Raw genomic sequence first — 25,108 nt, forward strand, 5'->3', positions numbered from 1 at the left:
CACTCTCGCGGGCGCGGACTCGTCACAGAGAGGGTTCGGGAGCGCGCCACGCCAGCAGCACGCCGACTGCACCCAACCCGCCGGCAAGCGCGAACGCGACGTCGAAGCCGGCCGCATCGATGACAGCTCCGCCGGCGATGGGCGACAGGAACGCGCCTGCCAGCCCAACGCTGGTCTGGAACGCGACGGCCGTCGCCGCGACGTGAGGCTCCACGATCTCTCGAACGTACGTAAACGAGAGCCCCAGCGTCAACTGGATCGCAAAGCCCGACAGAAAGAGCATCGCGATCAGCACCGGGATCGTGCCGAACTGGGTGAACACGAACATCAGCGGCGTCGCCAGTCCGAACGAGCCGATCAGGACTGGGCGTCGTTTGCCGCCGAAGACGCGGTCGGAAAGCACGCCGCTGCTGACCCTCGAGAGCGCGCCGATAGCCGGAAATACGGCCACAAGCGCGCCGCTGAGGGCGAGTGAGAGGCCGATCTCTCCGGTGAGGTACGAGGACCCCCAGCTGTTGATAAACAGATACAGGGCGTAGCTGAGAAAGCCCAGCGTGCCGATCCGCCAGACGGTGCCGCTCTGCAGGACCGTTCCGAACTCCGAAAGCGAGGGCGTCTCACCCCGAGCGGCGCCGAGACCGCGGCTCATCGGCCAGAAGATGGTGAGTCCGACGAGTGCGACGCCCGTGTACGCGATGAAAATCGCGGGCCAACCGAACCGGCCGGCGACGATCGGTCCGGTGCTCTGCCCCAGCGCGAACCCGATCGGCCCGCTCGCAGTGAAGACACCGACCACCGTGGCGCGGTTCTCCGGGCTCGCTCCCTGGCTCACGATGTCGATGCCGGCGTTCCAGACGACCACGAACGCGACACCACCCACCGCACGGGAGGCGATCACCGACCAGTAGTTGCCGTTCCTGCCCGCGACCCACCCCCAGACCCCGGCGACGACCAGCCCCAGGACGGCAAGCGCCATCACTCGCCGGGAGTCGGTCCGGTCGAGAACCGCGCCGGCCGGCAGACTCGCCACGACGGCGGTCCCGAACATAATCCCGACGAGAAACCCTGCCCGCGTCGATCCGACGCCCAGCGACTCGCGGATCAGCGGCGTGACGCTCGCGGGAACGATCTCGTAGGCAGCGAGTCCGATCGAGACGAGACTCGCGCCGAGGACCAACCCAGCGGTCCTCGCGCGACTTAGTCCCCACATCTCCGACCCGTCGGCGTCAGTTTCGTCGCTCCCGGCCATCGGCCGAATGTCTCGCCTGCCTGTTAAATATAAAACAGTCCCCGTGGACCACGACAGTGAGTATCAATCTTCGTCTGGCGGAACCGCAAACACCGGGATCGTCGCGCCGCGGATCACCCGTTCGGTCGTACTGCCCGCGTGGCGGAGTCGGTCGATCCCGCTCCATCCGTGGGTACCCATCACGATCAGGTCGATGTCGGCCTCGTCGACGCACGCGAGGATCTCCTCGGCGGGGGTGCCGCGACGCAGATGCTTTTCAACCTCGACCCCGGCGGCCGCTCCCCGTTCCCCGGCGGAATCCAGCGCTGCTTCGCCCGTCGCTTCCTGTCGTTCGACGGCGATATCCCAGTCACCGGGCCGACCGCCCTGGTCGATGACGTAGAGCGCGTGGATAGTTGCCTCGAACCGGGCGGCCAGTTCGATCGCCCGATCGACGCCGCGATCCGACGGCTCGCTGCCGTCTGTCGGCGCCAGGATTCGGTCGTATTCCATAGCCCACAATCGGAAGCCGATAATAAAATCCTGGGGAGGGAGTCACCCTCCGAAGTCACCGACCGACGAGTGCCCTCACTCGGGCCCGAGAGAATGTGAGATTCCGAATCGAACGGGCTGCTCGAACATATTCGCCCACAGAGGTTCCTGCGGCAGGAGACAATGGTAGTCCGTATGGCCGCCACGACACTCGACATCAGGGACGTCCCGCCCTCGGAACGACATCCGAAGATCCACGACGCCTTCCAGGCTCTGGGCAGCGGCGAAACCCTCGAAATCGTCAACGACCACGAACCGAAGCCGCTGTTCTACGAGTTCCAGGCGGAAGTCGAGGACTTCGACGCCGACGCCTACGAGGTCGAACAGCGCGGAGCCACCGAGTTCGTCGCCCGACTCCCGAAAAAGTAACCGCAAGGATGGAACGAGTCTCCGTCCGCCGAGAGGTGGCTCGCGACGCCGACGCTGTTCGAGAGCGGATGCACAACATCGAGCCGTTTATGCTCGCGGCGGGATTCGACGAGGTTCGCCACACCGATTCCAGCGTCGAAATCGCCAACGAAGTCGGCCCCGTGACGATCGAACTGTTCCTCGAACTCTACGACGATCCGGACGCGGACCTCGCCTACCGGCAGGTCGACGGTATTTTCGAGGAGATGACGACGACGTACACCGTGACCGAGGGCGACGGATCGACAGTCATCGAAGCGGAGACCGAATTCGCCCTCGACGCCGCCATCATCGGCTCGTTCCTCGACGCGACGGTGATCAAGCGGCAGCGGCGACGGGAACTCACCGCGCAGCTCGATTATCTGGAGTAGCCCGACAACTCGGCAGCCTACACAGCCATCAGAACATATTCGGGGGAAGCCTCGTCGGTGAGTGGCCCCAAGTAGTGCGTATGTCAACCGACACAGACGCCGAGGACCACGGCCACGAGGCTGCCGACCCCGTCACAGACCGCGTGCACGACAATTCGTGGTCGGCGAACCTCGAAGGCCCGGAACACGCCGCGGACAGAGCGTACCTCGTCGAGCAGGCGCTCTCGGCAGTTGAACACACCGCACCCGACAACCACGTCAATCTCGTGACGCACGGCGACCACGGGCATCCGGAGACGTACCTCTACGAGGCGCTGGACGAGTCCTACGATGACGCCGTCGAGTGGGAGTACGTCGATCAGTGCGGCTGCGGCGGCCACGTCGTCCGCGTCTACACGTAAGTAGGGCGAGGATCCGAACATATTCGCGAGTATCCCTACCGGGCTCGCGGCCGCAGGTAGGGTATGGTCGGAATCCCTTCCCCCTTCGGCAGCGACGAGGCGGACCTCTTCGACGACGCCGGGGAGTTCGTTCCCGAACACGTCCCCGATCCCGGTCCATTCCTGGAGGACGAACAGGTCCTCACCGGCGAGGATCACCTGGCAGTGCACGAAATCGCCCGGGAGGTCTTCGAGGAGCGGACGGTGTACGATATGACCTTCGGCTACAACCTGGCCCGTCTGAACCAAGACACACGGCATCCGTCGGCGGGCTACCGATACGCGGAGGAGTCTGCAGACGTCCTCCGGGCCGAGTTCACGCCGACGACGCCGTTCTGTCCGCAGAGTCACACGCTCACCATCGGCTCCTTCCGCGCCTGGAACGGCCTCGCCGACCGGCACGACTACGAACTGGTCCGCATCCGGGTCCACCCGATGCACAACGAGGCCGAACGGATCAACGAGCAGTTAGCCGATCTCGAAGCGGCCTTTCGGGAGACCGGGGCGATTCCGGACGATCCGACTCCGAAATCCGGGAGGATGCCTTCCTCGGACGAGATCTCACCGGGAATCGGCGACGAGGGGCCGGAGGAGGCCGGCTACGGCCCCGACGCACCGTTCTGATCTCCGCGCAATCACCCGACATACTCTCTGGCCGCCGCGCGCCCGTTTTGTGTCCCCTTCTATCCGTAACTCACCCATAGCAGAGCCACTCGAGACGGATGAGAGCGTGCCGCATAGACCCCGGATTTCGAACCCTTTTTGACTGACCGGACAGTCAGTTTGGATACTAACCCTCTCACCGCCAGATGACTGACGCCCCCACCGAGATCCTCCACGCGACCCACCGCGCGCTCTGCGAACACGGCTATGCGGAGCTGACGATGCAGGATATCGCCGACGAGACCGATCTGAGCAAAGCGTCGATCCACTACCACTACGACTGCAAACACGATCTCCTCCTCGCGTTTCTCGATCACCTCTACGAGCGGTTCGAGGCACGGATCGCCGATCCGGAGGGAGCGACACCGGAAGCGAAACTCCGGTCGCTCGTCGATTCGATCGTCACACGGCAGAGCGACGCGCCGGCGTTTCAGACGGCGTTGCTGGAGATCAAGGCCCAATCGCCGTACGACGACGCGTTCCGCGAGCGGCTTCGCCGCTTCGACGACACCTTCGCCGCGGCGGTCCGAACGATCGTCGAGGAGGGGATCGAAGACGGCTCGTTCCGCGACGACGTCGATCCCGACAAGGTCGCCTCGTTTCTCACGACGTTCGTCAACGGGGTACAGACCAGACACGTCGGCGCCGGCCACCCGGTCGAGGAGTCGACGGCGGCCCTGGACGCGTACATCGACGAAATGGTGTGCTGTGAGTCGGATCCTGGAGACGACTCGGACGCGTCGAACACGGGGCAGACCGACTCAGGAGGCGCAGCCGAATGAGCCCTCGCGAGTGGTTCAGCTCCGTTTTCAAGGGGCCCGAGGATCTGAACCTGACGAGCGGCGGGATCGGGCGGCCGCTGTTTTATCTCTCCCTGCCGATCGTCATCACGAACCTGCTGCAGACGGCCTACAACCTCGCCGACACCTTCTGGCTGGGTCAGTACAGCACTGAGGCGCTGGCCGCGATCAGTTTCGCGTTCCCGATGGTGTTTCTCCTGATCTCGATGGGGATGGGGCTGTCCGTGGCCGGGAGCGTCCTCGTCGCCCAGCACATCGGCGCCGACGAGGAGTCGGAGGCGGAGTACGCGGCGTCGCAGACGGTCGCGTTCTCGATCCTCGGCTCGATCCTGCTCGGTGTAGTGGGCTACTTCGGTGTCGGCCCGTTCATCGCGTTCCTCGGAGCATCACCGGACGTACTGCCGCTCGCAACAGGCTACATGCAGGTGATCGCTGCGGGGATGCCGTTTATGTTCGGCTTCTTCGTCTTCATCGCGCTGATGCGCGGGTACGGGGACACGGTGACGCCGATGCTCGTAATGTTCGGCTCGGTGGTCCTGAACATCGCGATCGATCCGATCCTGATCTTCGGGTTCGAGGGGAACCCGCTGTTCGGAATGTTGGGGATCAGAGGGGTCGAGACGTCGCTCCTGGCAGCGACCGGTTACACGGGATCCGGGATCACCGGTGCAGCGATCGCGACCATCTTCTCCCGCGCACTCGCGTTCATCGTCGGCATCGGCGTGATGTTCCAGGGCGTCCGCGGCGTGAAAATCTATCCGCGGCAGATGCGGCCCGACCTCACCTACCTGCGGCGCCTCCTCGACATCGGCATTCCGGCATCCGTCGAGGGAACCGGGCGGGCGCTGTCGGTGAACCTCCTTCTTCTGGTCGTCGGGATGTTTCCGACCACGGTCGTCGCCGCCTTCGGGATCGGCGTCCGGATCTTCTCGGTCATCTTCCTCCCGGCAATCGCAGTCGCCCGCGGCGTCGAGACGATGACAGGGCAGAATATCGGGGCCGAGAAGCCCGATCGCGCGGGAACGGCCGCCGACTTCGCGGCGAAGGTGATGTTCCTGCTGCTGACTGGACTCGGGGTCGTCGCCCTGGTCGCAACCAAACCGATCGTGGCAATCTTCACTAACGATCCCGAGGTGATCCGCGTCGGGGTGGATTTCCTCCGGTGGGTAGCGCCGTCGTTCGGTTTCATCGGTGTGATGCGCGCGTACACCGGCAGTTTCCGCGGTGCCGGCAAGACGCTCACCGCCGCGGCCATCTCGGTGGTGATGCTCGGTCTCATCCGGATCCCGGTCGCGTACCTGGTCTCGCTCAGTTGGGGGCCACCGGGGATCTGGCTCGCCTTCCCGGTCTCGAACGTCGCTGGGGCGCTCATCGCATTCGCGTGGTACCGCCGTGGGACCTGGCAGACCGGGTCCGTGCGGGGGCCGACGCCGGCGGACGATTGACACTGAGGGACTGCGAAGCGATCGAAGATCGTTCCCGGGGACTCGGGTAAGCAGTCGCTCCGACCGTGTGACGAGAACTTCAGTTATATACGATCAGTTGCGACTTCGGCTGTGGAACAGTGAGCGGCTACGCCGAGATCGAACCGGATCTCCCCGAATTACAGCGTGTCGTCGTCGATGCCGCCGGGGTCCGAGGCCGTATCGAAGAGGTTGTTCTCCGCGCCCTCCATAAAGTCGTCTCCGGGTTCGTCGTCGTCCACGACATCGACGTTGTACGCGTCGATACCCATACTGAGCAGTTCCTCGACCGCCTGTTCCTCGGTGACGAACTCCTCGTCGACCAGCTGTTCGAACTCGCTGAGCAGTTCGTCCGGGAGGGTCACTTCCACGATTGGCATTGTCAGCGCCTTTGTCCCCCGGGTACTTGAGTCTCCGGCTTCGGCCGTTCGTTCTCGGCGGTGATGCCGCCCGCCCTATCGGCTCGATGAGCGGCGAACAGCGTACAATGGTAAACGCGGTATTGCGACCTCGGGAAAGGAGGTATGTCAGACACGTCCGGCGGTTGATCTCTCCACCGGGGCGCGACCGTCGCCGGCGAGCAGATCGCCCTGTTTCGGGTCGGGGACGGGTCCCACGCGCTCAGCAATGTCAGCCCACACCAGTGTGGGCCACTGGGCCAGGATCGCGTCGAAGACAGTTGCGTCCCTCAACCAACTACGCGGGCTCTAAGCATCGATTCATCGCACCTATCCTCGGTCGAACCGCGATCAGGCTCACTCCGCCGTCGAGGATAATCATTATTAGTTGTGAAGCGTTTTCTCGACAGATATCAGGATGCGAGTTGACGTCACTAACCAGTCACAGCCCGTCGTTCCTGCAGCGATCGTTCGCCTCGGAGCAGGAACGGGGACATCCACGGCAGAATCCCGGGTGATCTGACCGATGACAGGCGAGGTCAGACTCGGCGCCGACGTCGGCGGCACATTCACCGACGTGGTGCTCGCGACCGACGATGGACTCGTGACCGCGAAGGTCCCGAGCACCGACGATCAAAGCGTCGGCGTGATGAACGGAGTCCGGAAGGCATGCAAATCGGCAGAGATCGACCCGGCAGACGTGGATGAGTTCACCCACGCGATGACGGTCTCGGTCAACGCCCTGCTCGAACGGTCCGGGGCGAAGACCGCGCTCGTCACCACAGCGGGGTTTCGGGACGTTCTCGAAATCGGCCGACAGGATCGGCCGGACCTCTACGATCTCGACGCCACGCGCCCGGAACCGCTGGTTCCGCGTCGCCGCCGATTCGAGATCGGAGAGCGGGCGACGCCCGAGGGGGTGACAGAGACCGTCGACGAGGACGCCGTTCGTGAGGTCGCCGCGGAGATCCGCGAGTGCGACGCCGAGAGCGTTGCGGTCTCTTTGCTTCACGCCTACGCCGATGCCGAGAACGAACGGCGGGTCGCAGAGATCCTGGGATCCGAACTCGACGTGTCGGTGTCGGCCTCCCACGAGGTGCTCGCGGAGTTCCGGGAGTACGAGCGGACCTCGACCACCGTCGTCGACGCGTACGTCACCCCGAAGATCGACAGCTACCTCGGGCGACTCTCAGAACGCGCGGCGGAGGCCGGCCTCCCGAAACCGCTCGTAATGCAGGCCAACGGCGGTATCGCAGCCATCGACACCGTCCGCGAGCACGCGGTGACGACGACGATGTCCGGGCCGGCAGCGGGAGTCGTGGGCGCGAGCGAAAGCGCCGCCGACCTGCCTAAAGAGCGTGACCTTCGAGGGCTGGTGACCTTCGATATGGGCGGCACCTCGAGCGACGTGAGCCTCGTTCGGGACGGCGAGGCCGAACGGACGACCGACGCGGAACTGGCCGGCCAGCCGGTCCGCACGCCGATGGTCGACGTGACGACGGTGGGCGCGGGCGGCGGGTCGATCGCGTGGGTCGACAGCGGCGGCGCGCTGCGCGTCGGCCCGCGGTCCGCAGGGGCTGATCCGGGACCAGCTTGTTACGGGATGGGCGGGACCGAACCCACAGTGACCGACGCGAACCTCGTGCTCGGGTACATCGGCGAGCGCACCGAACTCGGCGGCGAACTCTCACTGGACGTCGCCGCCGCCCACGACGCGCTCGCGGAACTGGCGGCGGAAGCGGGCCTCGACGGACCAGTGGCGGCCGCCCGCGGCGTCTACCGCGTCGCGAACGCGAATATGGCCCGGGCGATCCGGAGCGTGACGGTCGAACGGGGGCACGACCCCCGCGAGTTCGGTCTGGTCGCCTTCGGCGGTGCAGGGCCGATGCACGCCGGAGCACTCGCTGCCGACCTCGGAATCGGAACGGTCGTCGTCCCCCGTGCCTGCGGGGTGCTGTCGGCCTACGGACTGCTCGCGGCCGACGAGAAACACGACGCGGTTCGGACCCATCGGGTCGCGCTCGACGACGCCGAACCCGGACGTATCGACGAGTACTACGCGGAACTGGAGTCGGCGGTCCTGGCGGACGTCCGAAACCCTGCAGCCGCGCGGGTACGGCGACAGGCCGACCTCCGCTACACCGGGCAGAGCTTCGAACTGACGGTGGATGTGGGAGACAGTTTCGATCCGACCGCCGTTGCGGATCGGTTCCACGAAACCCACGAGTCGACGTACGGCTACCGGATGGACGACGCGGTCGATCTCGTGAACCTTCGCGTTTCCGCGTCGGTCCCCCGGAAGGGACCGGCGGTCGCCTCGGCGGCGAGCGGTGACAGTCACCCCGGAACGCGGGAGGCGCGGTTCGAGGACGGTGCTCGCTACGAGACCCCCGTGTACGACCGCCCGGGCCTCGCAGCCGGTCGGACGATCGGCGGCCCCGCCGTGATCGAGGGCACGGAGAGCACCGTCGTCGTCCCCCCCGCGTGGGAGGCGACCGTCCGCCCCGACGGGTCGCTCCTGCTGGTGGAGGGAGACCAATGACGCGCGATAGTGACGAAGACAAAGCCGACCGCCGGAGTGGTGGAAGCGAAAGCGAAGTCACGGACGCCGTCGACGCGGTGACCCTGGAGATCCTCCGGAACCAACTCGAAGGGATCGCCGAGGAGATGGGGCAGGTCCTGATCCGCGGCGCGTACTCGCCGAACATCAAGGAGCGTCAGGACTGTTCGACCGCGGTCTTCGACGCTGACGGGCGGATGATCGCGCAGGCGGAACACATCCCGGTCCATCTCGGCGCGATGCCGGAAGCGGTCGAGGCGGTCAGGCAGCGGGACCCGGAACCGGGCGACGTCTGGGCGCTGAACGATCCCTTCGCGGGCGGGACGCATCTCCCGGACATCACCCTCGTGTCGCCACTCTCTCCCGAGACCGCAGACGGAGTCGGCGATGGCCCCGACTGCGGAGACGAAATCGTCGGCTACGCGGTCTCGCGTGCCCACCACGCCGACGTCGGCGGCTCGACGCCGGGGAGTATGCCCGCCGGCGCCCGGGAGATTTACGAAGAAGGCCTTCGCATACCGGGCGTCCGGATCGTCCGCGACGGCGAACTTGTCGAGGACGTGTTCTCGCTGCTGCTGGCGAACGTCCGGACGCCGGACGAGCGGCGGGCGGACGTCCGGGCCCAGCTCGCCGCCCACGACCGGGCCGAGGAACGCCTCGGCGACCTGTTCGAGCAGTGGGGCCGGACAGTCCTGGAAGCGTTCGACGCGATCATCGACTACTCCAGAGACCGGATCGAGGCCGAACTCGAAACCGTCCCGGACGGGGTATACGCCGCCCGCGACGTGCTCGAAGGCGACGGCGTCGCTGACGACGACATCCCGATCGAGGTGACCGTCACCGTCGACGGGACCGACCTCGACGTCGACTTCACGGGGACGGCCAAACAGGTCGCGGGGAACCTCAACGCACCCCTGGCGGTCGCGAAGAGCGCGGTCTACTTCGTCGTCCGGTGTCTCACGGACCCGGAGATCCCGCCGAATCAGGGGTGTTACGATCCCGTGTCGGTCTCGGCGCCGTCCGGGTCGCTCCTGAACCCCGAGCCGCCGGCGGCGGTGGTCGGCGGCAACGTGGAGACGAGCCAGCGCGTCACGGACGTCGTGTTCGCGGCGCTCGCCGAGGCGGTGCCCGAGCGCGCACCGGCCGGCGGGCAGGGGACGATGAACAACCTGATCATCGGGTCCCGGACGGACGAGTTCACCTACTACGAGACCATCGGCGGCGGCGGCGGCGCCACGGCCGCCACCGACGGCATCGACGGGGCGCAGGTCGGGATGACGAACACCCTGAACACGCCGGTCGAGGTGCTGGAAGCCGAGTACCCGCTGACCGTCGAGCGGTACGCGCTCCGGCCGGGGACCGGCGGCGAGGGGGAACACCGCGGCGGCCTCGGCCTCGATCGCGCGCTGACCGTCGACTGCGACGCGTCGGTGTCGCTTCTCACCGAGCGCCGCCGCACTCGCCCGCGGGGGATCGACGGCGGCGAAGACGGCGCGACCGGCGAGAACCGGATCGACGGCGACCCGGTCGCCGCGAAGACGACCGTCGACGTCGACGCCGGGACGACGGTCACGATTCGCACGCCGGGCGGCGGCGGCCACGGCCCACCGGCGGACCGTGATTCAGAGGCCCGTGAGGCCGACCGACGCGACGGGAAACGGTGACCATCGGTCGAGGGGCTTGCAGTCGGCACGAAAGCGGTGAGTGCGGGAGCTCATTCGGCCCGAGTATCGCCGTCGACCTACGTGTTCGAGCAGGGAAGTCCCGCATTCACCCCTCCCCGCGTCGACGTGCCGAACACCCGCTGCCCGACGCGGGGCGTGGCTTACCTCACGGGGTCGATGGCCGCGGTTTCGTATATAAATATACGCCAGGTGACGAGCAGAAAACTGATATCGGTCACTGGATTGCTTGCTGATATGGTCCCCGATAGCGACGATCGCGGCTGTCCGAAGTGCGGTCACACAGAGACCGACGTCGGGAAGATCTCGACCACCGGCGGCGGCCTCTCGAAGATGTTCGACATCCAGACGAACAGTTTCAAAGTGGTCTCGTGTACGAACTGCGGCTACTCGGAACTGTACCGCGACACCACCTCCGGGACGAGCGACATCGTCGACGTCTTCCTGGGGTGATGGCCGCCGGCGCGTTCGTCGTCGTGTTCGTCCTGATCGCCGTTCTCGCTCCGTTGGTCCTCTATGCGCTCGTCCGGAGCGAACACGACGCGCGGGAGACGATGGATCGGCGTGCGGCCGAGCAGTCGGCGCGGCGGGATACGCCGGACGCGGACGAAGACCGACGTGACGGCTCCGATGCGGAGCACGGATAAGGCCGCCAACCGAACCGTCGGCAAGGATGGGCGATCCGACTCCGACGCGGCGACGCGTGCTCGAACTCGCCGGCGGCCTGGGCCTTGCCGCGCTGGCGGGCTGCAGCACGCAAGCGCCGACCGCCGGCACCGACCCTGCCACGACGTCTGATGACACGCAGACATCGACAGCGACGGCGACGAGTCCGTACACGCGAGTATATCGCCAGACCGTCGATTCGGTCGTGTTGGTCCGTGCGGACAGCGGCCAGGGAACCGGATTCGTCCCGCGGCGGCCGTACGTGGTCACGAACGCCCACGTCGTCGACGACGCCTCGACCGTTGAGATCAGATACAGCGAGGGGCGATGGAGCACGGGCGAGGTCGTCGGCACCGACCCCCACAGCGACCTCGCGGTGATCGACGTCGACGACCCCGTCCCGGAGGCCGGTCCGCTGTCGTTCGCCGAGCGGCCGCCGACCGTCGGGCAGGAAGTCGTCGCCATCGGCAACCCGTTCGACCTCGGCGGAACGGTCACCGCCGGGATCGTCAGCGGCGTCGACCGCTCGATTCCGGCCCCGACGGGTTCGCGGATCCCGGACGCGATCCAAACCGACGCGGCGGTCAACCCCGGCAACAGCGGCGGCCCGCTGGTGTCGCTCGACGGGGAGGTGGTCGCGGTCATCAACTCCGGCGGCGGGGAGAACATCGCGTTCGGCATCTCCGCCGCGCTGGCCAGCCGGGTCGTCCCGCGACTCATCGAGGATGGGGAGTACGACCACTCCTTCGTCGGCGTCAGAATCCGTCCCGTGACGCCGGCCATCGCGGAGGCGATCGAGATGAGCGAGGCGCGGGGCCTGCTTGTCACGCAAATCCTCGATGACGGCCCGGCGGAGGGGATCCTCCGGGGCGGCACCGAGGACCGACTCGTCGACGGAACCAGCGTCCGTGTCGGCGGCGACGTTCTCCTCGAAATCGACGGTGAGCCGCTCCGTACCACCGAGGATCTGGGAAGTTATCTCGCGCTGAACACGAGACCGGGCGAGGAAGTGACGTTTTCAGTTCGCCGGGACGGATCGACGGTGACGCTCGATCTGGAACTCGGCACGCGACCGTCGGCGTAGCGGTCGCACCACCGGCGTGTCCTTTATACCGTCCCCTCGATTACGGGCGAGTATGCCCCAGTGCGAGATGTGCGGCAGCCAGCAGTCGTCCCTCACGACGGTCAAGGTCGAAGGGGCCGAACTCGAACTGTGCGAGGATTGCAAGGAGTTCGGCACCGAGGTCCGCACTGAGTCGAGTTCCTCGGCGTCGACGAAGTATTCGACGTCGAGTTCCGGCGATTCCTCGTCGAGTTCGGGCGGCTCCTCGGGCGCAGGGTCGGGGGGCTCCTCCGGCGGCTCGACCAGGCGGCGCGATATGTTCGACGATATGGACGAGATCGCTGCCGACTACGACCAAAAGATCCGCGAGGCTCGCGAAGGGCGCGACCTGAGCCAGGAGGATCTCGCGGACTCGCTCAACGAGAAGGCGAGCCTGATCCGCAAGCTCGAACGCGGCGACATCCTCCCCTCCGACGACGTCCGGAAGAAGCTCGAACGGAAACTGGAGATATCGCTGGTCGAAGGAAGCGACGGCGAGGACAACGAATGGTCCGGCGGCTCCTCGACGACCACGACGCTCGGCGACGTCGTCAAGCGAAAAGACTGATTCGGATCGCCAGCCGACGGCATCGACGCCCCCCGATGAGCAACCTATTTCCTCCCTTGGCACGCACACGTCACTATGTTCATCGTAGTAAATCTCAAAGCGTACCCGTGTGATCCGATCGAAGTAGCGACGGCTGCCCGCGACGTCGCCGAGGCGGCAGACGTTCGAATCGCCGTCGCACCGCAGGCCGCAGACCTCGCGCGGGTCGCCGAGACCGGCGTCGAGACGTGGGCACAGCACGTCGACCCGAACGACTACGGCAGCCACACCGGCAGCACGCTGGCGGAAGCGGTCGCCGAGGCCGGGGCGGAGGGAACACTGATCAACCACTCCGAGAAGCGCCTGAAACTCGCGGACATCGACGGCTCCGTCCGCGCGGCCGAACGTGCCGGCCTGGAGACGTGCGTCTGCGCGAACAACCCGGCGCAGATCGGCGCAGTCGCCGCCCTCGGCCCCGACAGCGTCGCGGTCGAGCCGCCGGAACTCATCGGCGGCGACGTCTCGGTCGCGACGGCCGACCCCGGCATCGTCGAAGACGCGGTCGCCGCAGCAGCCGCTGTCGACGACTCGGTCGAGGTCTTCTGCGGCGCAGGCATCTCCTCGGGCGACGATGTCGTGACTGCGGGCGACCTCGGCGCGTCGGGGATCCTGCTCGCCTCCGGCGTCGCCAAGGCCGAGGACCCGCGCGCCGCGCTGGAATCGCTCGTCGAACCGCTGTAGTCCCCAGTCGCCGAGATTCGACCGATGACCCTCAGAAAATTCCTCGACGAGGTCGATCCGCCGGATCGATCGCTCGTCATCCTGAACCGCAAGGCGCCTGAGCCGCTCCAGCGGATGTTAGAGAAGATGTTCGAGAACCAGCCGATCAGCGTCGAGGAGGTCGATCTGGCTCGCGAGGCCGACGATCAGGTGCTGGTGGTCGAAGACGATACGGTCGTCGCCAGATCGCCGCTTTCGGAGCTGCAGGATTCGATCCTGATGGTCAACTCGGATCTCTTTATCACTGGCTCGCGGGAACTGGACGAAGTGACACTCCCGGCCGCGCTGGACGAACTCCACGATGTGCCCTTCTTCCTCCGTGGATACCCGGAGTCACACACCGAAAAGCTGCTTTTGATTCTAGTCTCGCGATACATCGAGCGGACCGCGTGGGAACAGGGAGCTGGAACGCTCAGGACGTCCTTCCAGTCGCTGGACCGGATTCAGGACGAGATCGGAACACAGCAAGTTTACCGGCGACTCGACGACTCCCCGGTCGACGTCCACGTTTACGGGGCGCCCGGCTGGGAGCCGTCGCCGGCGTCCACCATCACCGCCCACATCGGATACGAGGAGGATTTCCTTGAATCGTGGTTCGTCGTCTACACGCCGCCGGAAGGCGGAGAGGGGCACGTAGCCCTCCTCGCTCTCGAAGATGGTCCAAACGAGTGGACCGGCTTCTGGACCTACCGGAAGTCGCTGGTGAAAGACATCAACGACTACGTCGAACAGGAGCTGTAGCAGGGCGGAAGACCGACAGCCGAGCCGAGGGAACCGACGCCGCTAGTCGTCGGCAGTCTCGGTTCCGGGGTCCGACTCCGCAGTGGCGTCGTCGGAGCCAGAGTCGCTTGCATCGTCACCTTTGGCCCCAGACATCGCAGCGTCGTCACCGTCCGCACTGGATTCGTCCCCGCTGTCCGGCCGGAACGCGTCCTCGACGGCCGCGACGACGTCCCGAAGCTCCGCTTCGTCGAGGCGGTCGGCGAACTCCTCGCGGACCAGTTCCGGGAGCGCGTACGCGTACCGGCCGCGACCCACGTGTTCGACGAAGCCGGCCCGGCGGAGGGCCCGATTCCGGCTGTACGCGAGTTGTTTGTCGCCGACCTCACCCGCGGCGACGTGGGCATCGACGGGATCGCAGGCGTCGACCTGTCGATAGAACGCGAGCATCCGCTGTGCCGCCGGCGGGAGCGACGTCACGACCCCGCGCAGTCGCTTGATGACGTCCGCACGCCCGGTCAGATCCGCCGTTTCCTCGTGGGCGCGCTCCGGGGGGACGTCGCCGCCGTTCGGACCGCTCCCGCTGTCGGTGCCGAAACCGTTCTCGACGTCGAGGCCGGGATACGCGCCGGCCGCGGCGGCGGTGACGACGTCCGATTCGTCGACAGACGACGTCTCGTCGTCCGACGTCGACTCCGCGTCCTCGGGGTCGACTGCATCCGTGTCGGCAGGGGCGGTGTCGGCCGCGTCGGCGACGTCTGCGTCGATGTCGTCGTACTGATCCAGGGCGGCCTGCCCGTCTCCGGAGCGGGCGAGGTTCCGGCCGCTCCCGCCGCGGTACGGCGCCTCTGCGGTCTGGAACATCGCCTGTGCGAACTGATCGGCCATCTGCGAGAGATCCCGCGCCTCCTCCAGTTCGCGTTCGAGTTCCCGGATCCGCGCCTCCTTCTTTTCGAGCTCCTGTTTGAGATCCGCGATCTCGCTCTCGCGACGGGCCTTCTCCGCGGATATCTCCTCTAACTCCGAGACGAGATCGCCGTCGACGGATTTCAGGTCCGGGCGCTCGAAGTCATCGAGACCGGGCGTCGCGCCCGCGTCGAAGGTCTGCTTTTTGTGAAACTGGACTCGCCGGAGTGAGGCAGACCAGTCGGTGACGAGGAAGGCTTCGCCGTCGCCCATATCTTCGATCGCGTTCGCGTACTCCGAGCCGAGGATCCGACCGACGACCTTCGTGTCGTTATTCCAGGTCAGCCGGTGCCAGACGAGCCAGTCGCACTGCGTGATGAAGTCCTTCTTCACGTCGGCGGGGCGCTGTGAGATACCGACGATCCCCAGCCCGTGTTTCCGGCCCCGCTTGCCGATCTTGATGAGCATCTTGCCCGCCTCCGTCATCCCGCCGCCTTCCGGGATGTACTCGTGACACTCCTCGATGAGCATCAGAAACGGCTTCTTGAGCTTCTTCTCTTTCGCAAAGAGGTTCCGTGCGACCGCGAGCAGGAGCTCCTGCGCCTCGTCCTCGTCGATGTAGCCCGAGACGTCGAGGATGATCGGAACGTTGCTGTCGAGCGCCAGCGAAGCAAGTTTCTCGGCGTGTTCGGGGTTGACGACGATGTCGCACTCGTCGTCAGCGCCCGCGTGGAGGAGCTCGAACTGCTCTTTGAGGCCGTAGTACTCGCCGTCGGTGTCGACGATGAGCACGGGGAAGTTCTTCTCGAGCAGATTCTCGATGATCACCGACGCCGTGTTCGACTTCCCCGACCCCGACTTCCCCGTAATGAACCCCCGCCCGGTCAGGATGTCGACAACCGGCAGTTCGACCCCCGTTCCCGGCTCCTGGTCGCCGTCGCCGCCCGGCCCCTCGCTGACGTTCGCGACGGCGATGGTCTCCGTGTCCTCGGTCATCTATCGACTCGTCTCCCTCGCGCGGCATAGTTCCTTCCCCCTGACAGTCGGGTCCCTGCCGGCCGTCAATTTAAGAACACGTAGCGAGACTCCCCGATCCGAGAGGGTTTCGATGCTCACCCCCGACGAGATTGTCCACCGCAAGCGGGCCTGTATAGACGACGACAGCAGCGACCAGGCCACGGAGACGGCGACGGCGCTGGTAGAGCAGATCGTGAACGGGGAAGCCTTCCGCGCAGTCGCCGCCGACGCGACCCGGGAAATCGCCCGCGAACACCCCGAGGTCGTCGCGGAGATCCTGCCACAGGTCTCGACGTGGGTGCTCGACGGGCTGGAGCGGCAGGACGCCGTCTATCGACAGACGGGGGTGGTGCTCGCACTCGATCTGGCACGGATCGATCCGGCGTCGGCCGGGACGATTTCGGATCTCCTCGGGGCCGCCGAAGAGCTCGGATTCGACGAGTGGGCTATCGAGGCGTTCCTGATAACGATGGGGCAGCGCAACCCGGAGTTCCTCGCGGGGGAGTTAGAGATCCTCACCGATCCCGAGTACGAGGGCCAAACGGTCCGACCCCATCGGGGCTGGGCAATCGCGCGGGCACACAGGACCGATCCGACGGCGTTCGAGCCAGTAGTGGGGGCGCTCCGAGACGACCTCTCCGGGGACGCAGCCGACCGAAAGGCGGCGCTCGAACGGCTCGGGCAGCTGGGGCTCGTCGCCCCGGAGATGGTCGAATCAGCGGTTCCTGAAATCAGTGCCCTTGTAGATGCAGACGACGAGCAACTCCGATCCGCGGCGGTTTCGGCGCTGGGACGAATCGCCGGGACGGAAACGTGGACTGACGCGCCGTTCGGGGTCCCCTGGAACGGGGCCGATACCGACCTCTTCGAGACCATCACGAGGGCACTCGACGCGTCGGCGCCGAGCGTCGGCGCCGCGGCAGCGACATCGGTAGCGCGGGCCGCGGCCCACCGCGGTGATCGGAGGGAGCGGGCGATCGAACGGCTCCTCGATCGGCTGTCGACCGCCGCCGCGGAATCCGTGCGGGTCGCGCTACTGCAAGCGCTGCAGCGACTCACCGAGACGGAGACGATTGATCCGAACAAGGTCGACCTCCTCACGGCCGCGGCAGCGCCGACGCAGCCAATCGACGAACGAAAGGCCTCACTCCGGGTGCTGGGCCGGATCGCCCCGGGGTCGACGGCGGAGGCGTCGATCGAGCAGGCGCTCGCCGAGGGAGCGAGGGCGGATGCCGCAGCGGTCCAACGCGAGGCCATCGACGCCATCGCCGACCGCCTCGGGCGGTGGGAGGAGCCTTCGCCGAAACTCCGCAAGACGCTCGTATCGGCTACGCGAGACGACGAGCGGTTGGTCCGTGAAGACGCCTTCGAGGCACTCGCCCGCGCTGGGAACACGGCGGGTGTCCGCGCCGCCCTGATCGGCCATCTCGACGATCCCGACCACGCCGAGACGGTCGCGGAAACGGCCTGCCGGCTGGAAGCCGCACCCGTCGTCGAGGTGCTGGTCGACAGGTTCGTCGGCGCCTTCGAGTCGTTTCAAGCCGACGATGCGCCCGACGAGCCGACCCCGTACTCGAGTGACGCCCACCTGACCGACCGACAGAAGGCCCTCCTCGACGGCCTGGTCGTCGTCGCCCACGAGTATCCCACCTCGATTTCGCCGTCCGTCGGGCGACTCGTGGACGTGTTGATCGACGAGAACACGCCGGAGACGCACAATCTCCCGAGAGCGCTCGCCGCCGTCGCGGCCGCCGATCCCGATGCGGTCCGTCCGTTCGCCGCCTCGCTGGAAGGGCAACTGCTCGGGGAGGGACGACAGCCGGATGCGGGCTTTCTGCTCGACGCGCTGTTGGCGGTCGGGGCCGTCGACGACCGGGTGATCGAGCGGGTGATCAGCGACTACGAGGCCAAGGCGCTGGCGCCCGCCGTGGTCCGGCTTGCGAGCCTTCGGCCGCTGTTTGCGCTGCGAATTGCGACGGAATTGGAGCACGAGATCCGCGCCGTCGACGATCACTTCGCCGTCAACTGGTGGATCCACGAACTGGGCGAACTCGGGAGCGCCGACGTGCGGGTCGCGCCGCTCACGATGGAGCTGTGTCGATTCGCACTCGAAGCGGGCGACGACTGGGTGCGGTGGGACGGCGCGGAGGCCTTCGCCGTGATCGCAGCCGACCATCCGCGGTGGGTTCGCAGCTACGTACCGGAGTTGATTGAGGCCCTCGACGACTGGAACAGCCGCGTTCCCGAGTGGTCGTTGCGGGCGCTCGGACGCGTCGGTGACGGGACGGTTCGCAGTGCGATCGAACCGTTCACCGCACACCCGCGATTCGAAGTTCGGAACGCTGCAGAAACGGCCGGGCAGCGACTCGACGCCCCCCGGGGCGAGGGCGGCAGCGACAGCGACGAGGGTCTGGAAGACGTTTTCGAATACCTCTCGACTGGACGGAAGCGAGCACGGACGACACGCAGGGAGATGGCGGCTCAGGCTCCGGACCGGTTTCTAGCGCGTTGCGTCGTCGCCGCCCGCCAAGCGGACGCACGCACCCGGGATCGGATCCGGGAACTCCTCGTCGAGGTGACGGACGGCGACGGCTTCGCGATCGATCTCCCGGCAGCGTTCGTCGACTGGCTCGATTCCGCCGACCCACTGGAACGGGCGATGGCAGCATACGGTGTCGGTGCGACTGCGGACGAGCCCACAGCAGACCCAGCCGCGCTGATCGACGCGTTGGGCGCACACCTCGACGACGAGGAACCACTCGTCCGGCAGTGGGCGATCCGTTCGGTGGGGGTGGTCGGGGCGACTTCCCCGGAGGCGGTCCGACCGCACATCGGGGCCCTGGCTGGCCGCCTGGACGACGAGGACCCGACGACGAGGGCGCACATCGTCGGGGCGCTCGATCGGCTCGCAACAGTCGATCCGGACCTCCTGACCGACGCGGTCGAGGCGCTGACCCGCCGACTCACGGATCCCGTCGATTTCGTTCGCCTGGCGGCTGTCTCGGTGCTGAAATATGCGCCACCCGAGGCGCTCGCGTCGCTTCCGGGCGCGTCGCGACGCCTCGTGGGCTTCCTCCAGGACGAGGACTCCGGGCGGGCACAGGACGACGCTGCCGCCGCACTCGGATCCCTGGCTACGGCAGATGCCGGGGCCCTCGTCGGCGAACTCGACCGACTGATGTCGGAACTCGGCCGACGGTCGATCCGGGCGGCTGTCGCGGCGGTCGCGGCGGAGTACCCGGAGGCAGTGCGAGAGTACGAGACGGAGCTTGCAGATCGCTCCGACGAACCGCACACGCGTGAGACTCTCGCCCGTCTCTACTCGCAAGACTATCCGGATCACCTCCGGGAGGCGATCCGCAACCGAGCCGAGACGCCTCTCACAGAACTGGATACGGTCGTCGATTACGCGGTGTCGGCGCCACGGCGAGAACGGAGGGAAGCCGTAATCGACGCGATCGGACCGGTGATACGAGAGAATCCATCGCGCACGGCGGCGGTGCTCGGTGCGCTGACTGAGAAACTCGCCGACCCGGAAGCAGCCGTTCGCCAGCACGCCGCGTTCTCGATCGCTGAAGCGGTTGGAAAACTGGGTCGCCCCGACGACGCGACAGTGCTGGAAACGACCGTGCTACCGGCGCTGCTTGATTGTGCGGACGACGGGAGCTGGGCAGTCAGAAGCGAAGCCTATCGGGCGATCGAGGCCGTACTCGCCGCAGGACGCGCGGGCATCGAGGAGTACGAGACCGTCGTCGATGTGGCTGTCGCGGGGCTCGGCGACGAACACGGGCACGTGCGCCGCCGTGCCGCGGAGATTCTCGATCGGTTGCCGGCGGACGTTCGCGAGACGTTCGACATCGAAAGCCGAGTCCTCACGCTGCTGGAGGCGGGTGACTCCCTCGAGCGGCGAGGCAGCATCCTGGCCGTCGGGAAACTCGGCGAAACCGATGGGATTCCCACGAGCGCCAGCGAGTGGGAAGTCGTCGGGGGAGTGAGCGAAGCGAACGGACCCGACGGGAGTCCGATACGGGCGCTCGAGGCCCTCGAAGATGCCTTCGCCGCGTCGGATCTGTGGGCCCGCCGGAACGCACTGGAGAGTGTGACCACGATTGTGGCCGCTCACGACGCAGCGACGGTCGAGCGGCTGCTGGCTGCGGTCTCGTATCCGGTTCGCGAGCGGGTTCGGGAGGGGCTTTCCGACCGGAATCCCGTGGTACGGGCCGAAGCGTGTCGCTGTCTGGGGTTCATCGGCACTGTCGAGGACGAACCGTCGATCGCGGCACTGGCGAGTGACGACGAATCACAGCCGCGCGTTCGAGCGGAAGCGTCGGCTGCGCTGGAGCGGCTCCGAGAACGGATCCCGGAGGCCGGAGAGGGATAGCGTGGGCGGGCCGGAGGATCTCGTGCGTCAGCGGGGGTGAAGCTCGGGGCTATCCGGGCAAAGAGGAGATAGTTACTGGTCGGGGGCGTTCTCCGCAGCAGCGCCCGCGGCCGACCCAACGCTCTCGGACGTTTCGCTCCCGCCCGGCGTCAGGCCGCTGATGGTTTCACCGAGGCCGTCCGTCGCCTCGCCCGCGGAGGCGCCGATCTCATCGAGGATACCGCCAACGAAATCCGGCACCGCTCCCGGCAGGTCCGAGGGCGGTCCGGCCTGCAGCGCCATCCCGGCGGTTTCGTGTGCGAACTGTGCGATCGTCAGTGGGTCTGCTTCGATCATTGCAACTCGACGTATCGGCCGAGGTGGGATAAGGGGGTGCAGTGCTGCAGCCGGATTGCGACCGGATTTGGCCGTTTTAATGCGGATGTAATTCCGGATAAACCGAGTTAAGCCGGTCCCAGCGGGCGGATTTCGATAGTGTACGGAATCCCGGTGTAGTTTTGTCCACACGCGGGGCAATCGGCACAGGTCGGGTGGCGGTCGGCTCCGGGTTCGCTCAGAGGCGTCGACACGTACCGCCCAGGAATCTGCTGCCTGCGGGGATCAGCGGATGTCGATCCTCCGTGGTCGCCGCCTTTTGAACAGGTCGACCGCGGGGAGCGTGGGTCGAGGAAACCCGACCCTTATCCGGCAGACGCCGTCAGATCCGATATGTGGTACTCGGCAACACCTTTAATGGTTAGCTGGTGGATGTATCAGATTGTATGTACGACAGCATTCTGATCCCGACGGATGGGAGCGAGCAGGCGGGCAACGCCGTCGAGGAAGGCATCCGCCTTGCCGAACAACTGGGCGCGACCGTTCACGCGCTCCACGTCGTCGACGAGTTCGAGGCGAAGATCGTCCCGATCACGGGAGAACAGGATAAAAAACGCGAGGAGTACATCGAGTACGGCGAAAAGATCACCGACGAGGTCGCCGGGGTGGCCGCTGACGCGGGCGTCGACTGTGTGACCGCTGTCCAGACGGGGATCGCACACAAGAAAATCCAGGCGTACGTCGAGGATCACGACATCGATATGGTTGTGATCGGTTCACGCGGCCTCGGCGGAGTCGAAGAGATGTTGCTCGGAAGCACCGCCGACAAAGTGGTCCGGCTCGTCGACAAGCCGGTCACCGTCGTGTACAAACGACCGACCGAATCCCTCCAGTGGATGCTGCCCTCTGCCGAGGACACAGTCCACCGGTAAGTCCGTCGCTCAGGGAGGCTGCAGGCCGGTACTCGGTCGGACGATCCTCCCGTTTACTGATCGGAGTGGGGACGGTCGCCGCCGTCAGAGAACAAGGTCCTTTACGGACCCCGACGAACGGGAGTCTATGACCGAGGAAACTTTCCCCGAGGGATTCCGCGGTGGCCGGATGTCCGACGCGGAAATCGACGAATTTCTGCGGGATCAGGGGACCGGTGTCCTCTCGCTGGCCGACGGGAACAACGCCTATGCGGTGCCGATCTCGTTCGGATACGAGCGGGGTCGTGCCGTATTCGCCTACTGGCAGTTCGGCGACGAAAGCGAGAAGCTCGCCTACAGTGAGGCGACCGAACGGGCGTGTCTGGCGGTGTACGACATCGAATCACAGTTCGAGTGGCGGAGCGTACTCGCCTTTGGCAGTCTCCGAGAGTTGACACAGAAGGAGTGGAGCCAACTCGGGGAACTGATGGACGACAACGCGTGGTCGCCGGACCTCTCGATGGTTGGCGGGCGTCGGCTGACCGTCGTGGGGTACGAGATGGACATCGAGGAGGCGACGGGGCTCAAACGGACCGCCGCGGACGACGACCCCTGATACTGATTACTCTCGTCTCTTCCCGCCGAGCGCCGTCAACGGGGGTGGCGCTCGGCGGTAAAAAGTGAGAGTGACCATTATGAGACGGACTGCTGTGACTGTTTACCGGTGCTAATCACAACCAGTACCGGTGAGCAGGGGCAAGAGACGACAGCAGTCCGTATGAGAAGTATCGAGACGATTTCTTCCAGAAGAAAAGCGGGGACGAGCGGCGGCGTTCGCCACGCTTTTGCTGTCGGCCGCCATCGATTCGGGCAACTATGTTTGGTGGCGGCGGAATGAATCCGCGGAAGATGAAACAGATGATGAAACAGATGGGCATCGACGTCGACGAACTCGATGCAGAGGAGGTCATCATCCGGACGGCCGACGAGGAGCTGGTGTTCTCGGACGCGCAAGTCACCCGGATGGACGCGCAGGGCCAGCAGACCTACCAGGTCGTCGGCGACCCCGACTCACGCGAACTGGAGACCGACGACGGCGACGAGAGCGACGACGCGCCCGCTATCGAGGAGGGTGACGACGGAATCCCGGCCGACGACATCGAACTCGTCGCGAATCAGGCAGGTGTCGACGCCGACACGGCACGGGAAGCCCTCGAAGCCAACGACGGCCGACTGGCGGACGCCATCGCCGACCTGGAGTGAGCTACCTGCTCGTTCACGAGGACCGGGAGTACCTCCGCGCGCCGGGTGATGAACTGCAGACGGATCTGGGCGTCCTCGAGATTCCGGAGGACGTCGAACCCGGCGACGTCATCGAGACGCATCTGGGAACGCCGTTCGTGGTCAGGCGCCTGCGCGGGCCGGACCTGTTCAACCACTTCGAACGGACGGGCGCCCCGATGCTCCCCCGGGACGTCGGCCTCGTGGTCGGTCACACCGGCATCGCTGCCGGTGACCGAGTGCTGGACGCCGGCACCGGAACCGGCGTGCTCGCGGCATACCTGGGCCGGATGCACGCCGATGTCGTCAGCTACGAGATCGACGGCGAATTCGCGGACGTTGCCCGAGAGAATATGCGGCTCGCTGGCGTCGACGACCGCGTAGACGTCCGGACCGGCGACCTCACAGCGCGGCTCGACGAGGTCGTCGAGGAGGGGCCGTTCGACGCCATCACTCTCGATACGGGGGATGCACCCGCCGTCGTCAGACGCGCTCCCGCACTGCTTGCAGACGGCGGCCACGTCGCGGTCTACTCGCCGTTCGTCGAACACAGCCGCGAGGCAGTCGAGGCCGCCCGGGAAGCGGGGCTCGTCGATATCGACACGTTCGAGACCATCCAGCGGGAGATGGACTTCGGCGAGCGCGGCTCCCGCCCGTCGACCGCAGGCGTCGGCCACACCGGCTATCTCACGTTCGCGCGGAGAGAGCGGTAACTCCCAGGGTGCAGCGATAGGGGAACGTCCAGTCACTCCATCGAGCGAAGCATCTCGAACAGTTCCTCGCGCCCCTGTTCGGGATCGAAGGTTTCGTTCCCGGGGAGTGAGAGCGGGTAGGCGCCCCCGCCGAGGAGGTACTCGGCGCCCGCAGGCCACGCTGCGAAGTACGCCTCCACCGGCAGATTTTCCCCGCCGACGGCCACCTCCGCACGGTACCGCGTCGCATCGACATCGACGTCCCCGACGGCAAACCGGTGCGTGTCGGCGCGTGCGATCTCTGAGAACCCTCGTGACTCCAGCACGGTGAGAAATGTCCCCGACGCGCGGTCCGAGACAAGCCGCGTGAGCGCCGGGGAACCGGGGGATTTCGGGCTGATTCGGAGCCGACTCGCGAACACGAACCGCCACGTCGTCTCGGTCCCGGTTACCTCCCGGAGCCGCTCCCTGAGGTGGACGTCCTCGTAGAGACGGGTGTGGGCCCGGGCGGTCACGAGTCGGGCGTCGAACGGCGTCGTCACCTCCTCGGAGACGAGCCGCCACCCCTCGGGGACGTCGAGTTCCGGCGGGTCTATGTCGGCGTCCACGCTCGCGGGTTCGCCCGCGCGTGACTTATACTGTCGGACGTACGTTCGTGGAACAGTTCGGCACCTCGTGGTGCCGAGAATTTCCGGATAGTTACGTCCGACAGTATTAATTCGCCGGGGCGGAGGTGAACCGAGACGGGGCAATGCGATTCAGCGCGACAGAATTGACCGTACTGCCCGGCACTGGAGCGAAACGGCCCGCTGCCGATCAGTGATCGTCCTCGCGCCACTTGTGGCCGCACTCTGTACAGGTGAAAAAGCGCGTCTCCGATTCGTCGGCCGAGCGGATCTGCTTCATCTCGTAGCGTGCGCGGTCGTGTCCGCACTCCGGACAGATCACCGTCGTGGTCGGCCCGATCTCCTCGTCGTCGACCTCGGACATATCGACCACTTCGGTCTCCTCGCGGGCGTCCGTCGAAGTCATATGCGCCTCGTTGGCCGAATCGCGGGGCTTCTCGGCCCCGCAGTTGCCGCAGACCCAGACGTCTCCCTCGGTCTTCATCATCGAACCGCAGTCGTCGCAAAACTCCATTCTACCCCCAATCAGACGCTTCATCGACTTAAACGCCGGGATCGCCGGGCGAATCGGTCCGGCCCGTGTTCCGAAAATCCAGGTT

26 protein-coding genes are annotated in these 25,108 nt (G+C 66.3%); 19 read left to right on the forward strand and 7 right to left on the reverse strand.

Annotated elements, in window-relative coordinates:
• Nucleotides 1–22: 22 nt before the first annotated feature.
• Nucleotides 23–1,249 carry an MFS transporter gene (locus RJT37_RS12975; protein WP_313685081.1) on the reverse strand — a complete coding sequence of 409 codons (1,227 nt, stop codon included), beginning with the start codon at nt 1,247–1,249 and terminating at the stop codon, nt 23–25.
• A gap of 63 nt (nt 1,250–1,312) precedes the next feature.
• The gene (locus RJT37_RS12980) at nt 1,313–1,741 is read right to left on the reverse strand and encodes a universal stress protein (protein ID WP_313685083.1); all 429 of its coding nucleotides are present in this window, start codon (nt 1,739–1,741) and stop codon (nt 1,313–1,315) included.
• A 174-nt stretch (nt 1,742–1,915) separates the two neighbouring features.
• Here RJT37_RS12980 and RJT37_RS12985 point away from each other — a divergent pair, with 174 nt between their 5' ends.
• From RJT37_RS12985 to RJT37_RS13010, 6 genes are all read left to right on the forward strand, one after another.
• On the forward strand, nt 1,916–2,149 hold the full coding sequence (locus RJT37_RS12985; RefSeq protein ID WP_313685085.1) for a DUF2249 domain-containing protein: 234 nt from the start codon (nt 1,916–1,918) through the stop codon (nt 2,147–2,149).
• A gap of 8 nt (nt 2,150–2,157) precedes the next feature.
• Complete coding sequence (locus RJT37_RS12990; protein ID WP_313685087.1) at nt 2,158–2,559, forward strand: SRPBCC family protein; 402 nt, start codon at nt 2,158–2,160, stop codon at nt 2,557–2,559.
• Between the two features lie 80 nt (nt 2,560–2,639).
• Nucleotides 2,640–2,960, forward strand: a complete 321-nt coding sequence (locus RJT37_RS12995) for a CGCGG family putative rSAM-modified RiPP protein (protein WP_313685089.1) — start codon at nt 2,640–2,642, stop codon at nt 2,958–2,960.
• 63 nt (nt 2,961–3,023) lie between these two features.
• Nucleotides 3,024–3,623, forward strand: coding sequence for a DUF7998 family protein (locus RJT37_RS13000; RefSeq protein ID WP_313685090.1), 600 nt, complete (start codon nt 3,024–3,026; stop codon nt 3,621–3,623).
• A gap of 185 nt (nt 3,624–3,808) precedes the next feature.
• Entirely contained in the window at nt 3,809–4,444 is a 636-nt protein-coding gene (locus tag RJT37_RS13005; protein WP_313685091.1) for a TetR/AcrR family transcriptional regulator, read from the forward strand.
• Entirely contained in the window at nt 4,441–5,907 is a 1,467-nt protein-coding gene (locus RJT37_RS13010) for an MATE family efflux transporter (protein ID WP_313685093.1), read from the forward strand. The genes RJT37_RS13005 and RJT37_RS13010 overlap by 4 nt, the downstream gene beginning before the upstream one ends.
• Nucleotides 5,908–6,065: 158 nt before the next feature.
• Here RJT37_RS13010 and RJT37_RS13015 read toward each other — a convergent pair whose 3' ends face one another.
• Nucleotides 6,066–6,305 (reverse strand): DUF7120 family protein, encoded by a 240-nt coding sequence (locus RJT37_RS13015; RefSeq protein WP_313685095.1) that lies wholly within the window; start codon nt 6,303–6,305, stop codon nt 6,066–6,068.
• Nucleotides 6,306–6,849: 544 nt separating this feature from the next.
• Here RJT37_RS13015 and RJT37_RS13020 point away from each other — a divergent pair.
• From RJT37_RS13020 to RJT37_RS13055, 8 genes are all read left to right on the forward strand, one after another.
• The gene (locus RJT37_RS13020; protein ID WP_313685097.1) at nt 6,850–8,865 is read left to right on the forward strand and encodes a hydantoinase/oxoprolinase family protein; all 2,016 of its coding nucleotides are present in this window, start codon (nt 6,850–6,852) and stop codon (nt 8,863–8,865) included.
• Nucleotides 8,862–10,547, forward strand: coding sequence for a hydantoinase B/oxoprolinase family protein (locus tag RJT37_RS13025; protein WP_313685099.1), 1,686 nt, complete (start codon nt 8,862–8,864; stop codon nt 10,545–10,547). The genes RJT37_RS13020 and RJT37_RS13025 overlap by 4 nt, the downstream gene beginning before the upstream one ends.
• A gap of 255 nt (nt 10,548–10,802) precedes the next feature.
• Nucleotides 10,803–11,018, forward strand: a complete 216-nt coding sequence (locus tag RJT37_RS13030) for a zinc ribbon domain-containing protein (RefSeq protein WP_311173736.1) — start codon at nt 10,803–10,805, stop codon at nt 11,016–11,018.
• Complete coding sequence (locus RJT37_RS13035) at nt 11,018–11,212, forward strand: DUF8143 family protein (protein WP_313685102.1); 195 nt, start codon at nt 11,018–11,020, stop codon at nt 11,210–11,212. Before RJT37_RS13030 ends, RJT37_RS13035 begins: the two co-directional genes overlap by 1 nt.
• A gap of 26 nt (nt 11,213–11,238) precedes the next feature.
• Nucleotides 11,239–12,315, forward strand: a complete 1,077-nt coding sequence (locus RJT37_RS13040) for a S1C family serine protease (protein ID WP_313685104.1) — start codon at nt 11,239–11,241, stop codon at nt 12,313–12,315.
• 52 nt (nt 12,316–12,367) lie between these two features.
• Nucleotides 12,368–12,901 (forward strand): multiprotein bridging factor aMBF1, encoded by a 534-nt coding sequence (locus RJT37_RS13045; RefSeq protein WP_311173739.1) that lies wholly within the window; start codon nt 12,368–12,370, stop codon nt 12,899–12,901.
• A 75-nt stretch (nt 12,902–12,976) separates the two neighbouring features.
• On the forward strand, nt 12,977–13,621 hold the full coding sequence (gene tpiA, locus RJT37_RS13050; RefSeq protein ID WP_311173740.1) for a triose-phosphate isomerase: 645 nt from the start codon (nt 12,977–12,979) through the stop codon (nt 13,619–13,621).
• A 24-nt stretch (nt 13,622–13,645) separates the two neighbouring features.
• Nucleotides 13,646–14,401: a DICT sensory domain-containing protein gene (locus tag RJT37_RS13055; protein ID WP_313685106.1), complete on the forward strand. Its 756-nt coding sequence runs from the start codon at nt 13,646–13,648 to the stop codon at nt 14,399–14,401.
• Nucleotides 14,402–14,443: 42 nt separating this feature from the next.
• Here the strand turns inward: RJT37_RS13055 and RJT37_RS13060 are convergent, their stop codons facing one another.
• On the reverse strand, nt 14,444–16,282 hold the full coding sequence (locus RJT37_RS13060; protein ID WP_313685107.1) for an ATP-binding protein: 1,839 nt from the start codon (nt 16,280–16,282) through the stop codon (nt 14,444–14,446).
• Nucleotides 16,283–16,394: 112 nt separating this feature from the next.
• On the opposite strand from RJT37_RS13060, the gene RJT37_RS13065 reads away from it, so the two are divergent.
• The gene (locus tag RJT37_RS13065; RefSeq protein WP_313685109.1) at nt 16,395–20,684 is read left to right on the forward strand and encodes a HEAT repeat domain-containing protein; all 4,290 of its coding nucleotides are present in this window, start codon (nt 16,395–16,397) and stop codon (nt 20,682–20,684) included.
• Nucleotides 20,685–20,756: 72 nt separating this feature from the next.
• Here RJT37_RS13065 and RJT37_RS13070 read toward each other — a convergent pair whose 3' ends face one another.
• Entirely contained in the window at nt 20,757–21,020 is a 264-nt protein-coding gene (locus RJT37_RS13070) for a hypothetical protein (protein WP_313685111.1), read from the reverse strand.
• Between the two features lie 425 nt (nt 21,021–21,445).
• Here RJT37_RS13070 and RJT37_RS13075 point away from each other — a divergent pair, with 425 nt between their 5' ends.
• From RJT37_RS13075 to RJT37_RS13090, 4 genes are all read left to right on the forward strand, one after another.
• Nucleotides 21,446–21,931 (forward strand): universal stress protein, encoded by a 486-nt coding sequence (locus RJT37_RS13075; protein ID WP_313685112.1) that lies wholly within the window; start codon nt 21,446–21,448, stop codon nt 21,929–21,931.
• 127 nt (nt 21,932–22,058) lie between these two features.
• On the forward strand, nt 22,059–22,526 hold the full coding sequence (locus tag RJT37_RS13080; protein WP_313685113.1) for a pyridoxamine 5'-phosphate oxidase family protein: 468 nt from the start codon (nt 22,059–22,061) through the stop codon (nt 22,524–22,526).
• 260 nt (nt 22,527–22,786) lie between these two features.
• Nucleotides 22,787–23,173 carry a nascent polypeptide-associated complex protein gene (locus tag RJT37_RS13085; protein WP_313685114.1) on the forward strand — a complete coding sequence of 129 codons (387 nt, stop codon included), beginning with the start codon at nt 22,787–22,789 and terminating at the stop codon, nt 23,171–23,173.
• A complete protein-coding gene (locus RJT37_RS13090; RefSeq protein WP_313685115.1) occupies nt 23,170–23,904 on the forward strand; it encodes a methyltransferase domain-containing protein in 735 nt (244 codons plus the stop codon). Before RJT37_RS13085 ends, RJT37_RS13090 begins: the two co-directional genes overlap by 4 nt.
• Before the next feature lie 32 nt (nt 23,905–23,936).
• On the opposite strand, the gene RJT37_RS13095 is transcribed toward RJT37_RS13090, so the two are convergent.
• Both RJT37_RS13095 and RJT37_RS13100 read right to left on the reverse strand, forming a co-directional pair.
• Nucleotides 23,937–24,491, reverse strand: a complete 555-nt coding sequence (locus tag RJT37_RS13095; protein WP_313685116.1) for a DUF6517 family protein — start codon at nt 24,489–24,491, stop codon at nt 23,937–23,939.
• Between the two features lie 208 nt (nt 24,492–24,699).
• Nucleotides 24,700–25,023: a transcription factor S gene (locus RJT37_RS13100; RefSeq protein ID WP_313685118.1), complete on the reverse strand. Its 324-nt coding sequence runs from the start codon at nt 25,021–25,023 to the stop codon at nt 24,700–24,702.
• Nucleotides 25,024–25,108 lie beyond the last annotated feature (85 nt).

Origin of the sequence: Halobellus marinus (assembly GCF_032113415.1) — an archaeon.
Classification (GTDB): domain Archaea; phylum Halobacteriota; class Halobacteria; order Halobacteriales; family Haloferacaceae; genus Haloquadratum; species Haloquadratum marinus.